Source organism: Escherichia sp. B1147 (assembly GCF_001660175.1).
GTDB lineage: Bacteria > Pseudomonadota > Gammaproteobacteria > Enterobacterales > Enterobacteriaceae > Escherichia > Escherichia whittamii.
The window spans coordinates 111,002-124,171 of sequence record NZ_LFHY01000012.1 but is presented as its reverse complement, the minus strand read 5'-3'; the positions used below and the strand labels follow the sequence as shown (position 1 = coordinate 124,171).

General features: G+C 49.7%; 13 protein-coding genes. 3 read left to right on the top strand and 10 right to left on the bottom strand.

Annotated features, from left to right (window positions below; all coding sequences use genetic code 11):
- Window position 1 precedes the first annotated feature (1 nt).
- The 8 genes from mrdA to leuS all read right to left on the bottom strand — a co-directional run bounded on the left by mrdA (window position 2) and on the right by leuS (window position 8,466).
- A complete protein-coding gene (gene mrdA / locus A9180_RS11840; protein WP_064528969.1) occupies window positions 2–1,903 on the bottom strand; it encodes a peptidoglycan DD-transpeptidase MrdA in 1,902 nt (633 codons plus the stop codon).
- Between the two features lie 30 nt (window positions 1,904–1,933).
- Window positions 1,934–2,401, bottom strand: coding sequence for a 23S rRNA (pseudouridine(1915)-N(3))-methyltransferase RlmH (gene rlmH / locus A9180_RS11835; RefSeq protein WP_000776104.1), 468 nt, complete (start codon window positions 2,399–2,401; stop codon window positions 1,934–1,936).
- A gap of 3 nt (window positions 2,402–2,404) precedes the next feature.
- Window positions 2,405–2,722: a ribosome silencing factor gene (gene rsfS / locus A9180_RS11830; RefSeq protein ID WP_001161662.1), complete on the bottom strand. Its 318-nt coding sequence runs from the start codon at window positions 2,720–2,722 to the stop codon at window positions 2,405–2,407.
- Window positions 2,723–2,981: 259 nt separating this feature from the next.
- Window positions 2,982–3,593, bottom strand: coding sequence for an adenosylcobalamin/alpha-ribazole phosphatase (locus A9180_RS11825; RefSeq protein ID WP_064528968.1), 612 nt, complete (start codon window positions 3,591–3,593; stop codon window positions 2,982–2,984).
- Between the two features lie 23 nt (window positions 3,594–3,616).
- Window positions 3,617–4,258, bottom strand: coding sequence for a nicotinate-nucleotide adenylyltransferase (gene nadD / locus A9180_RS11820; RefSeq protein ID WP_064528967.1), 642 nt, complete (start codon window positions 4,256–4,258; stop codon window positions 3,617–3,619).
- A 1-nt stretch (window position 4,259) separates the two neighbouring features.
- Complete coding sequence (gene holA, locus A9180_RS11815) at window positions 4,260–5,291, bottom strand: DNA polymerase III subunit delta (protein ID WP_064528966.1); 1,032 nt, start codon at window positions 5,289–5,291, stop codon at window positions 4,260–4,262.
- Complete coding sequence (gene lptE / locus A9180_RS11810) at window positions 5,291–5,869, bottom strand: LPS assembly lipoprotein LptE (RefSeq protein WP_064528965.1); 579 nt, start codon at window positions 5,867–5,869, stop codon at window positions 5,291–5,293. Before lptE ends, holA begins: the two co-directional genes overlap by 1 nt.
- A 14-nt stretch (window positions 5,870–5,883) precedes the next feature.
- Complete coding sequence (leuS, locus tag A9180_RS11805) at window positions 5,884–8,466, bottom strand: leucine--tRNA ligase (protein WP_064528964.1); 2,583 nt, start codon at window positions 8,464–8,466, stop codon at window positions 5,884–5,886.
- A 235-nt stretch (window positions 8,467–8,701) separates the two neighbouring features.
- On the opposite strand from leuS, the gene A9180_RS11800 reads away from it, so the two are divergent.
- Window positions 8,702–9,184: a zinc ribbon-containing protein gene (locus tag A9180_RS11800; protein ID WP_001044880.1), complete on the top strand. Its 483-nt coding sequence runs from the start codon at window positions 8,702–8,704 to the stop codon at window positions 9,182–9,184.
- A 74-nt stretch (window positions 9,185–9,258) separates the two neighbouring features.
- Here the strand turns inward: A9180_RS11800 and A9180_RS11795 are convergent, their stop codons facing one another.
- A complete protein-coding gene (locus A9180_RS11795; RefSeq protein ID WP_074399543.1) occupies window positions 9,259–10,242 on the bottom strand; it encodes an SEL1-like repeat protein in 984 nt (327 codons plus the stop codon).
- Window positions 10,243–10,400: 158 nt separating this feature from the next.
- Here A9180_RS11795 and A9180_RS11790 point away from each other — a divergent pair, with 158 nt between their 5' ends.
- Window positions 10,401–11,108, top strand: a complete 708-nt coding sequence (locus tag A9180_RS11790) for a DUF1266 domain-containing protein (protein ID WP_064528962.1) — start codon at window positions 10,401–10,403, stop codon at window positions 11,106–11,108.
- Window positions 11,105–12,526 (top strand): J domain-containing protein, encoded by a 1,422-nt coding sequence (locus tag A9180_RS11785; RefSeq protein WP_064528961.1) that lies wholly within the window; start codon window positions 11,105–11,107, stop codon window positions 12,524–12,526. The genes A9180_RS11790 and A9180_RS11785 overlap by 4 nt, the downstream gene beginning before the upstream one ends.
- 9 nt (window positions 12,527–12,535) lie before the next feature.
- Here A9180_RS11785 and A9180_RS11780 read toward each other — a convergent pair whose 3' ends face one another.
- On the bottom strand, window positions 12,536–13,090 hold the full coding sequence (locus A9180_RS11780) for a tetratricopeptide repeat protein (protein WP_064528960.1): 555 nt from the start codon (window positions 13,088–13,090) through the stop codon (window positions 12,536–12,538).
- Window positions 13,091–13,170 lie beyond the last annotated feature (80 nt).

Below are 13,170 nucleotides of genomic sequence, written 5' to 3'. Positions count from 1 at the left end.
ATTATTGGTCCTCCGCAGCAGTAACCGCCGGGTTTTCTGCAGGCAGATCGGTGTTGTTATCACCAAGCATAATGTGGTCGAGGATCTGGCGCATCAGGGTACCGACCGCCGGGCCAGCACCACCGTTTTCCAGAATCATAGCGACAGCGACTTGTGGATTGTTATACGGCGCAAACGCGGTCATCAGTTTGTGGTCGCGCAGACGCTCGGCAATTTTGTGCGCATTATAGGTTTCGTTCGCCTTCAGACCGAAGACCTGCGCGGTACCGGATTTCGCCGCAATTTTGTATGGCGCGCTGGCAAAGTATTTATGTGCCGTACCGTTAGGGCGGTTAGCAACACCAAACATGCCGTCTTTCGCCAGTTCCCAGTAACCAGAATGAATATCACCTACCGGCGGTTCATGCGGCTGTACCCACGGCACTTGTTTGCCATTTTCGGCGGTGCTCATCAGCAAATGCGGAACTTTCACAATACCGTCGTTAATCAGGATCATCAGTGCCTTATTCATCTGGATAGGAGTCGCTGTCCAGTAACCCTGACCGATACCAACCGGAATGGTGTCACCCTGATACCATGGTTTTTTAAAGCGTTTCTGTTTCCATTCACGGGTCGGCATGTTGCCGGAACGTTCTTCCGCAAGGTCGATACCGGTGTAATGACCATAACCGAATTTACCCATCCACTCGGAGAGGCGATCGATCCCCATATCGTAGGCCACCTGATAGAAGAAGGTATCCGCAGATTCCTCCAGCGATCTTGTGACATTCAGACGTCCGTGGCCCCATTTTTTCCAGTCACGGTAACGTTTTTCCGAACCAGGCAGCTGCCACCAGCCTGGGTCAAACAGCGTCGTATTGCGAGTGATTACTCCGGCACTTAATGCCGAAACCGCCACATAAGGTTTAACCGTCGACGCAGGCGGATAAACCCCCTGCGTGGCGCGGTTCACCAGTGGTGTGTTCGGGTCGTTCAGCAGCGCGGAATAATCTTTGCTGGAGATACCGTCAACAAACAGGTTAGGGTCGTAACTTGGCGTGGAAACCAGCGCCAGCACGCCACCTGTACGCGGATCGGTGACCACGACAGCGGCACGGCTACCCGCCAGCAGTGTTTCAATATACTGCTGGAGTTTGAGATCAATCGTCAGGTAAATATCATGCCCGGCCTGCGGCGATACTTCTTTTAACTGACGGATGACGCGACCACGGTTGTTAACTTCAACTTCTTCATAACCCGTCTGGCCGTGCAGAACATCTTCGTAGTAACGTTCAATCCCCAGCTTGCCGATATCATGTGTTGCGGCATAGTTGGCCAGTTTGCCGTCATTATTCAGTCGCTCGACGTCTTTATCGTTAATTTTCGAGACATAACCGATAACGTGGGTCAGCGCTGAACCATAGGGGTAGTAACGACGTTTATAGCCTTTAACTTCCACACCAGGAAAACGGTACTGGTTAACGGCGAAACGCGCCACCTGAACTTCAGTCAGGTTGGTTTTCACCGGAATGGAGGTAAAACGGTGCGAACGTGCACGCTCCTTTCGAAACGCCGCGATATCGTCATCGGTCAGGTCGACCACGCTGCGCAGGGCGTCCAGAGTCTGCTGCACGTTATCGACTTTCTCCGGCATCATCTCTATCTGATAGATAGTTCGGTTGAGCGCCAGAGGGATACCGTTACGGTCGTAGATAATGCCGCGGCTGGGGGCGATAGGCACCAGCTTAATGCGGTTTTCATTAGAACGGGTCTGGTAATCGGTAAAGCGAACAATTTGTAGATTATACAAGTTGGCGATAAGCACGCCGGTTAGCAGCAAAATCCCCAAAAAGGCGACCAGCGCCCGGCGCACAAACAGCGCGGACTCTGCCGAATAGTCGCGAAAAGAGTTCTGTAATTTCATCCGCTGCGTTTTCTACTTAAGGCTACCTTATCACTCACGGTGATAAGGATGGTTGGTGGTAATGCTCCACGCCCGGTACAGACTCTCTGCGACCAGTACGCGAACCAGCGGATGGGGGAGGGTAAGCGCCGAAAGTGACCAGCTTTGTTCTGCCGCCGCTTTACAGGCAGGCGATAACCCTTCCGGCCCGCCAATCAGCAAGCTGACATCGCGGCCATCCAGCTTCCAGCGTTCCAGTTCAGCGGCTAACTGCGGCGTGTCCCAGGGCTTGCCTGGGATATCGAGGGTGACAATGCGGTTTTTACCGGCTGCAGCCAGCATTTGCTCACCCTCTTTGTCGAGTATGCGCTTGATATCCGCGTTCTTGCCGCGTTTTCCCGCCGGAATTTCAATCAGTTCAAAAGGCATATCTTTCGGAAAACGACGCAGGTACTCGGTAAAACCGGTTTGTACCCAGTCCGGCATTTTCGTTCCCACGGCGACAAGTTGCAGCTTCACGCATTAACTCCAGAGTTTTTCCAGCTCATACAGGCGACGGCTCTCTTCCTGCATAACATGGACAATAACATCACCCAGATCGACCACAATCCAGTCCGCGCCGTTTTCACCTTCAACGCCGAGGGGCAACAAACCCGCCGCGCGAGATTCCTGAACCACGTGGTCGGCAATGGACATAACATGACGGCTGGATGTACCCGTACAGATGATCATACAGTCGGTAATACTGGATTTACCCTGAACGTCTAAGGCGATGATGTCCTGACCTTTGAGGTCATCAATTTTGTCGATAACAAAATCCTGGAGTGCTTTACCCTGCAAGTTTTCCCCCTGGGTGAAATAAAAAAGATAAAAATGGTCTGTCAGTATACCTGAAGCAGAGGCGATTTCGGGACAAATGTCACCAAATCGGCTCTTGAAAGTGGGCTATCATCCCACCCCGCGTCACAGATTGCATCGCCATTTTTGTAAAACAATTTCTACAAAGTCGTGTATGGCGGAAAAGTCAGGTTGCGGAGAATATCAGCCTGTCCGGGCCTGTCAATGTTCGTTGCTGCTTACCTGAAAAAAAACAGAAAAGTCATGCATCTTCGCACCAGATGGCGCGGCTATTGAGGACGCGTAGAGTTGCGAACCCGTCATTGATATCAATGGCGCTCCAGCAGCCCTGATCTACACGAAAATGCCACATTGCCTCGGTGGGCATGCCGATTAAGCGGGCAATCAACAGACTCAACACACCCTGGTGACTAACGATTAATACGTTTTTGTGCTGCTGATACTCACCAAGTCCGGCAATAAACCTTTCTATCCGCTGTGAAAATGCCTGAAAGCCTTCACCGCCAGTAGGGACGGCATGCTGCCAGTCATTGCACCAGGCACTATAGTTTTCGGCATCTTCTTGCATCAGCTCGCGATGATGCCGCATTTCCCAGTCACCAAAAAACATTTCGTTGAGTTCAGGAATGATTCGCACGGGGAGTTGACGGGCATCAAGAACCAGGCGCGCGGTGTGCTGCGCCCGTTCCAGTTCACTGCATAAAACTCTATCGAAGGGAACATCACGCAGCAGGGTACGCAAACTTTGCGCCTGCGCGATACCGCGCGCCGTAAGTGGTGTAGGCGCATGACCGCTGTATAATCCGTCGACATTTGCTTGCGTTTCACCGTGACGAATTAACCACAGTCGCATCATTCCCTCCGTGACGGCAGATATCAGCGATACAAGCCTTGTTGGTTAATGTAAGTCAGTACCGATTCTGGTAACAATTCCTCACAAGATTCGCCGTTTTGCAAACGCTCGCGGATGATTGTCGCCGAGATGTTAAACCACGGCGTTTCGGCGAGATAAATTTTACCCGCAGGCTGAAGATGCAGATCCTCCGGATTATGCGTTAAATGATCTTCCAGCCACTGCTGGTACTGCGGTTGTGCCATTTCCAGCGGATAACCAGGACGTCGACAGACTATCAAATGTGCATTGTCGAGAATCGTTTCGTATTCATACCAGGTCGGAAAGTTCAGCAGCGAATCCTGGCCGATAATAAACGCCAGCGGCACATCAGGGCCTTGTTCCTGTCGCCACTCTTTTAACGTCTGCGACGTGTAAGAGGGGGCATTACGCTTTAACTCGCGTTCATCAAGGGTAAACAGCGACTTGTCGGCAATTGCCAGTTCAAGCATGTGTTTTCGCTGCACGCTGTTCGCTTCAGGCTGGGGGCGATGCGGAGGAACGTTGTTAGGGATAATCGTTACCCGCGTCAGACCAATCAGATTCGCCAGCGTTTCCACGGGTTTTAGATGGCCATAATGCACCGGGTCGAAGGTGCCGCCAAACAGAGCTTGTAAAGATTTCATATCAACCGTCGATAAATACGTCTGCCAGTGGTTTATGGCACAAAAGAAGAGATAATCCCTCCAGTTCTGCCCACACGGACTGACCGTAATCTTGTTTGAGAGTAAGTTCCGTTCGTGTCAGGAGTTGTACGGCCTGACGTAATTGTGGCTGACTCAGGCGATTTAACGCTTCGCTAATCATGTTACGACGGTTCTGCCATACCCGATGCTTGTCAAACAGCGTACGCAGCGGAGTATGAGCAGACTGACGCTTCAGATTAACCAGCAGCAATAGCTCACGTTGCAAAGTACGCAACAAAATCACTGGTTCACTGCCTTCCAGGCGCAGTTGCTGAAGAATATGCAACGCGCGCTTGCTTTTGCCGCTCAACAAAGCGTCAACCCAATGAAAAGGTGTGAAATGTGCGGCATCATTCACCGCTTGCTCAACGCGCGGCAGTGTCAGTTTGCCATCCGGCCAGAGTAGCGATAAACGCTCCAGTGCCTGTGCCAGTGCCAGCAGGTTTCCTTCATAACAGTAGCAGAGCACCTGATTCGCTGCGTCATCCAGTTCTAAATTGAGCTGTTTTGCACGCGCGGCAACCCAGCGAGGAAGCTGGGCTTGTTCTGGGGTCTGGCAAGTAACCTGCACGCTACGGTTTGCAAGCGCGGTAAACCAGGCGGCATTTTCCTGCGCTTTGCTTAATTTATTACCGCGTACGATCAACAACAGATCGTCATGCAGCAATCCGGTGAGCGTGAGGAGTTGTTCATTGATCGCCGCATTCGGCCCATTTTCAGGTAGCACTAACAACAAGGTTTGCCGACTGGCAAACAGGCTCATTGCCTGGCATAGCGAAAATATTGCGTTCCAGTCCGTGTTGGGATCAATGGAAAAAGTATGGTGTTCTTCAAACCCTTGTGCGGCGGCGACCTGACGAATGGCGTCCTGGCTTTCTTGCAACAACAGGGGATCGTTACCAAGCAAAAGATAGGCCGCGCGCAGCCCTTCATTGAGCTGCGCGCGGAGCTGTTCCGGGTACAACCGAATCATCAGTTACCCAGCGTGGTGGAGACGCGTGCAGGCGTTGCTGTGGTATCCGTTGTTGTCGACGTTTCTTCGTCGGAACGGACGTCCGCAGCGCGAATGCTTGGCAGCTTACGAATCAGCTGTTCGGCGGCACGGTCGTACATCTCTTTAATGATCATGTCCTGCTCGTTATCTTTCGCTAACGCCATTTGCGGGTTATCGAAGAACGAACGGAAGACTTTGGCGCTAATCGGGTAGATATCTCGTCCAGGAATCAATACCGATGCGCTAACAGTCATCACCATCTGATATTCCGCAGTTTGACCATTACGGAAAACCGACGCGGTATCCTGTGAGATTGATACAGCGCCCAAACGCAGGGATGGAACATCCTTACGCGTGGTTTCTTTATCGAGCAACTCGACGCCGTTCAAACGCAATTGGTTACGCACCGCACGGCTTAACGGCCCGTTCGGGTCACCAGAGTCCAGGATCATAACCTTCATTGTGGAAGGAACCTGCGTGGTATCACGCAGATGCCAGCCACACCCGGCGGTGATTAACACCGCCAGAGATAACAACAATGTTGCCAGATATCGCACGCTTCCTCCCGCGCTTAGCCAACGACCAGATTGAGGAGTTTACCTGGTACGTAAATCACTTTACGCACGGTAACACCATCAAGATATTTTGCTACCAGATGTTCCTGGCCAGCACGTTCGCGAACCTGTTCTTCCGTTGCATCCACCGGAACGGTGATTTTGGCACGGACTTTACCGTTAACCTGAACAACAACCAGCGTGGAGTCTTCCACCATCGCTTTTTCGTCAGCCACCGGCCACGGCGCGTTGTCGATATCGCCTTCGCCTTTCAGCTCCTGCCACAGCGTGAAACAGATGTGCGGAGTGAACGGGTTAAGCATACGGACTACCGCCAGCAGCGCTTCCTGCATCAGTGCGCGATCTTGCTCGCCATCGGTCGGTGCTTTCGCCAGTTTGTTCATCAGTTCCATAATCGCCGCAATCGCGGTGTTAAAGGTCTGACGACGGCCAATATCATCGGTCACTTTAGCGATAGTTTTATGCACATCACGACGCAGCGCTTTCTGATCTTCAGTCAGTGCATCAACGTTCAGTGCCGCTACATCACCTTTCGCAGTATGCTCGTAAACCAGTTTCCAGACACGTTTCAGGAAGCGGTTAGCCCCTTCCACACCGGACTCCTGCCATTCGAGCGTCATATCTGCCGGGGAAGCGAACATCATAAACAGACGAACGGTGTCCGCGCCGTAGCGTTCAACCATCACCTGCGGGTCGATACCGTTGTTCTTCGACTTGGACATTTTGCTCATGCCGGTATAAACCAGTTCATGGCCTGCCGCGTCTTTCGCTTTCACGATACGGCCTTTCTCGTCACGTTCAACGATAGCATCAACTGGGGAAACCCAGTTACGCTCGCCATTTTCGCCAACATAGTAGAAGGCATCTGCCAGCACCATACCCTGACACAGCAACTGTTTCGCTGGTTCGTCAGAGTTCACCATACCTGCATCACGCATCAGTTTGTGGAAGAAGCGGAAGTAGAGCAGGTGCATGATGGCGTGTTCGATACCACCAATGTAGATATCTACCGGCAGCCAGTAGTTAGCCGCTTTGGAATCCAGCATACCTTCTTTGTACTCTGGGCAAGTGTAGCGCGCATAGTACCAGGAGGACTCCATAAAGGTGTCGAAAGTGTCGGTTTCGCGCAGCGCTGGCATACCGTTAACGGTGGTTTTCGCCCACTCAGGATCTGCTTTGATCGGGCTGGTAATGCCGTCCATCACCACATCTTCCGGCAGGATCACCGGCAGTTGGTCATCCGGGGTCGGCATTACAGTGCCATCTTCCAGTGTTACCATCGGAATTGGCGCGCCCCAGTAACGCTGACGGGAAACACCCCAGTCACGCAGGCGATAGTTAACTTTACGTTCGCCAACGCCCATTTCAGTCAGTTTGTCGGCAATGGCGTTAAAGGCTGCTTCATGGTCAAGGCCATTGAACTCGCCAGAGTTGAACAGCACACCTTTTTCAGTCAGTGCCTGCTGAGAAAGGTCTGGTTCAGAACCGTCAGCCGCCAGGATAACTGGTTTGATGTTCAGGCCGTATTTAGAGGCAAACTCGTAGTCGCGCTGGTCGTGACCCGGAACCGCCATTACTGCGCCAGTGCCGTACTCCATCAATACGAAGTTTGCTGCCCAAACTGGAATTTCTTCGCCAGTTAATGGGTGAACCGCTTTAAAGCCTGTATCGACGCCTTTTTTCTCCATCGTTGCCATTTCAGCTTCGGCAACTTTGGTGTTACGGCATTCATCAATAAAGGCCGCCAGTTCCGGATTATTTTCTGCCGCTTTCTGTGCCAGTGGGTGACCTGCCGCTACCGCCAGGTAGGTACAACCCATAAAGGTGTCCGGGCGAGTAGTGTAAACAGTCAGCGTGTTGTCATAGTCGTTAACGTTGAAGGTGATTTCCACGCCTTCAGAACGGCCAATCCAGTTACGCTGCATGGTTTTAACGGTGTCTGGCCAGTGATCCAGTTTATCCAGATCGTTGAGCAACTCGTCAGCGTAAGCGGTGATTTTGATAAACCACTGCGGGATCTCTTTACGTTCAACTTTGGTATCGCAGCGCCAGCAGCAGCCGTCGATAACCTGTTCGTTTGCCAGTACGGTCTGGTCGTTCGGGCACCAGTTGACCGCAGAGGTCTTCTTATACACCAGGCCTTTTTTATACAGCTCGGTGAAGAATTTTTGTTCCCAACGGTAGTATTCCGGCGTACAGGTCGCCAGCTCGCGGCTCCAGTCATAACCAAAGCCCAGCATTTTCAGCTGATTTTTCATGTACGCAATGTTGTCATACGTCCACGGTGCCGGAGCGGTATTGTTTTTTACCGCCGCGCCTTCCGCAGGCAGACCAAACGCGTCCCAGCCGATCGGCTGCAGAACGTTTTTGCCCAGCATACGCTGGTAACGGGCGATCACGTCACCGATGGTGTAGTTACGTACGTGGCCCATGTGTAGTCGACCAGAAGGATAGGGAAGCATAGACAGGCAGTAATACTTCTCTTTGCTCTCGTCTTCGGTTACTTCAAATGTGCGCTTCTCATCCCAATGAAGCTGTACTTTGGATTCTATCTCTTCCGGGCGGTATTGCTCTTGCATGGCAGCCAGTGGTCCTGTTTTCAATACGGCTACAAAAGTAGCGTTAGAGGTGGTTTTTCAGATCCGCATAGCATAGCCCAAACGTCCGCGTCAAAACAGCCTTTCGCGCACTCGACGTTGAAATCGCACTGCGGTAATCCTTGCACGAATTTACACACTCTGTGGGCAGTCTTGCAAAGTTGAGCATAAATAACGTCTATTATTATAGCCAGTTAACGACACGGGAGATGAAATGATGAACAAGGTTGCTCAATATTACCGTGAACTGGTGGCGTCATTAAGCGAGCGACTGCGTAATGGCGAACGCGATATCGACGCACTGGTAGAACAGGCACGTGAGCGTGTAATAAAAACAGGGGAGTTAACGCGGACCGAGGTCGATGAACTGACCCGGGCCGTCAGACGTGACCTGGAAGAGTTCGCCATGAGTTATGAAGAGAGCCTGAAGGAAGAGTCCGACAGCGTTTTTATGCGGGTGATTAAAGAAAGCCTCTGGCAGGAACTGGCGGACATCACCGATAAAACGCAACTGGAATGGCGTGAAGTTTTCCAGGATCTCAATCATCACGGGGTTTACCACAGCGGGGAAGTCGTAGGTCTGGGGAATCTGGTCTGCGAGAAATGTCACTTCCATCTCCCGATCTACACGCCGGAAGTCTTGACACTATGCCCTAAATGCGGTCACGACCAGTTCCAGAGACGCCCGTTCGAGCCGTAATAGTCTGATTTCGCACAGCAATAAAGATAATTTGGGTCGAATGAAAATCGTCCGGCCCTTGCTTGTTTTTATCTCTACAGTAAATCTTCAACCTCACGGATTTCTTGACTGACATCTCTTGTACCGGATGACTGAACCTTACGGTATAAGTCGAGAGCCTGTCGGAGATCGGCAGGTCTTCCTTCGCCATAGTGGTACATAATGGCCAGGTTATACCAGGCAGTGGCGTCATTGCATTCAGCGGCTTTCGTAAACCATTCAAAGGCAGCTTGATAATCCTTCTCAACGCCTTGCCCATGCTTATACATATAGCCGATGTTAACGTAAGCGCCGACGCTTTCTTGGTCGGCAGCCTTCAGATACCAGTACATCGCTTGCTTATAGTCCTGCTCTACCCCTTCGCCAGCGTTATAATCCCACGCTATTTGAAATTGGGCGTGCTGATTACCTTGCAGGGCGCTTTTCAAATACCAGAATGCTGCAAGTGTCATGTTTTGGGGGACACCTTTACCCTCTTCATACAGGTCAGCGAGATTCTTCTGTGCGGGATTATGACCCTGGAGTGCGGCTTGTTTATACCAAAAGAAAGCCTGGTCATAATCTTGCGTAACGCCAGTGCCATTTTTATACATTATCCCCAGATTATTTTGCGCATATTTTAAACCCTGCTCTGCCGCCTTCCGATACCAGGAAACAGCTTCTTCATATTTAGAGTTTTCTGTATTGCCGAGTATGCATCCCAGCAAATTGGCTGCTAATGCATGTTCTTGTAAGGCTGCTTTCTTTAACCAGGAGATAGCTTTTTCATTATCTTTATATCGGCTGTTATTTTCGGTATATTTCCGACCTAAAGAATATTGCGCTTCACAATGCCCTTGTTCAGCGGCAAGTTTCAACCAGTAAAAGGCTTTTTCGTCGTCGGGGGAATCTACTGAACTATTGTAATTATAATCAATACCAATAACATATTGTGCCTCACCATCTCCTTTTTCAGCACGTGCGATAATTTCATCTATCGATAAATTATCGCAGCAACTCGACGTATAAATCATTATCATTTCCTTATGGTTGCGAATAAAGTATATTTCTTTTTTATGTATTGCTTTTTTGCGTAAGATTTATTTTATGCGTATTATATCGCATCAGGGAAGTATAAATAAATGAACATTCATAATGTTTTAATATTCATTTTGTGAATATTTAAGGATAAATTACCATGGATATGGAGTCGCAAAAATTACTGTTTGCCCTGTCTACCCCGATGGAAATACGTAATGAAGGTTGTTTACCTTCTCACTCGTCAGCCAAAATGTATTTAGGCACCCGCTTTTTTGACCTTTCTTCCTCCTGGGGAATTGATGATCGTGAAGACTTGTTGCGGACAATTCATCGAATGATGGATAACGGCCATGCTGCGCGGCTGGCGGGGTTTTATCACCGTTGGTTTCGTTATTCGCCATGTGAATGGCGTAGCTACATCACTGAATTAAATGAGGAGGGGCAGGCTTACGCGCAATTTGTCGCCAGCACTGCCGAATGTTGTGGCGAAGGCGGAATAAAAGCCTGGGATTATGTCCGTATGGGCTTTTTAAGCCGGATGGGCGTACTTAATAACTGGTTAAGTGAAGAAGAAAGCCTATGGATCCAGTCGCGCATTCATCTACGGGCGCTACGTTATTATAGTAACTGGCGGCAATACTTTGCCGGTTATACCTTTGGGCGGCAATATTGGCAGTCTCCTGAGGATGATAATCTGCCGTTATTACGTGAATTCTTAGCTCGTAAAGAATACGACGATTCCGGCAATGATATGTTTTATCATTTATTTGCCAGTGACGATGCGTATTACCCAACCTTACCCTGGCAACCACTGGCTGATTACCCTACATGCCCGGAAACGCTTAAGGATATGAGCGACCTATGAAAACTTGCTGGCAAATCCTCGATGTATCGCAAACGACTGACATCGACATTATCCGTCGCGCTTATCTGGCGCTGTTACCGTCCTTTCATCCAGAAACCGATCCACAGGGCTTTAAACAACTGCGTCAGGCGTATGAAGATGCGCTACGGATTGCGCAGTCGCCTGCTAAATCTGTTTGGCAACCAGAAGAACATGAAGTTGCAGAACATGAAATTCTGCTCGCCTTTCGTGGGTTACTTGCCTCTGATAGCGAACGTTTTATGCCCTCCGCCTGGCAGCGATTCATTCAGCAATTAAATTATTGCTCGATGGAAGAGATTGATGAATTACGCTGGTCGCTGTGCACAATAGCCATGAACACTGCCCATTTATCCTTCGAGTGCGTGGCTTTATTAGCAGAAAGATTGCGGTGGCTACAGGAGGAAAATACCGGGGTAATAGACGAAGAAGAACTGGAATCCTTTTTATATGCCATTGCGAAAGGCAATGTTTTTAACTTCCAGACCATCCTGCACCTACCCGTTGTCGTGCAAAATGAAACCATTGATTTTTATCAGATGTTTGCGCGGATTTGGTCATCTCATCCAGAATGGTTGGTACTGTATTTATCGCAACATCGTGCGGTGATTATCCCCGATGATGCAAAATTACACAGAAATTTACTGCGCTGGTATAGCGCAGGCCGCCTGGATATACCCGAACTTCTGGATTACGCCCGGTTATGGCGGGAAGCTGAACCTGATAACGAAGATGCGCGTTATTATGAATACGCGCAACGCGTCTATTGTGGAGAAGGCGAAAGCCTTCTGGCAGAACTTTGTGACTTCTGGCGCGAGTCTCCCTCTACCCAGGCGGATGCTTTAATGTTGCAATGGTGCCGTCAGCATCGGGTCGATTATTACCCGTTAGTGGTGATGATGATTGAAGCTCGTGAACTGGTTAACGATCAGGGTAAACCGCTACTTTATGTCCCCGGCGACAGCGCCCGTACGCGCTTTCAATTATACGAAATACTCAGTGATGAAAAACTCTCTGCGCTGGGGCGTTCTTTGGTTGAGATGGTGTTGCACAAAGGGCGTAAGCCGCGAATCTCACTCACGCGTGATATACAGCATCCCTTATGGCCATTATATTTAGTCGCAAAGCAATTAGTGCAGGCCAGCCAACCGACAGAAGAATCATTAATGCCGATCGTCGCCCGTCTTGATGCAGAAGATCGTTGTCCACTGGAAGCATTAATAATTCGTCGATTATTAATTCAGTCGGCGAATTTTGCCGGGCAACAAACCGTCGAGCCGGAGCCACAGCCAATGCCCATTGATGATGGTGGGCCGGGCTGTCTGGGCGTCATTAAAATTATTTTCTATATTTTTGTCTTTGCTGGTTTGATAGGAAAAATATTCCATCTGCTCGGGTGAAAGTCGACCTTAATGTGCGGGAAGCTCTGCAAGCAATCTTTCCGCATTTTTATAATGTTGCTCCGCCGCCAGTTTTAACCATTTGCGAGCTTCATAATTGTTGACGTTAATGCCCGTGCCATTTCTGTAAATCAATCCCAGCGTATATTGGGCATGGACATGCCCTTGTCCCGCAGCTTCCTTATACCAGAGAATTGCTTTACGGGTATCGGGTTTGACTCCCAGACCTTTCAGGTAGATCCATCCCAGTTTACTTTGCGCGCGTGGATTTTCCTGTTCCGCTGATTGCTCATACCAGTATCTCGCCTTTGTATAATCCAGTGGTTTACCGTCGCTACCATGAAGATAAAATTCGCCAAGGCGATATTGCGACGTTGAGTGACCATGAATCGCGGAAAGCTCCGTTGCTGCCGTGGTAAACGGAAGACTGCCCGGTGAGCTTAAATAATCAAAGACATAATGCGCCATAGCTTTATCGCGCAAGGTCGTTTTCTTAGGTTGGCTAATACAAGTGATAGCCGCAACTATAAATATTGCGAATATAAAATATATTTTTTTGTTCATTTATCAATACTTCGATTTTCTTTTTATTTTGAAAGCGTCAAGTTTATACTCATTATTAATAAAAAAGTAGTCAGTTAATG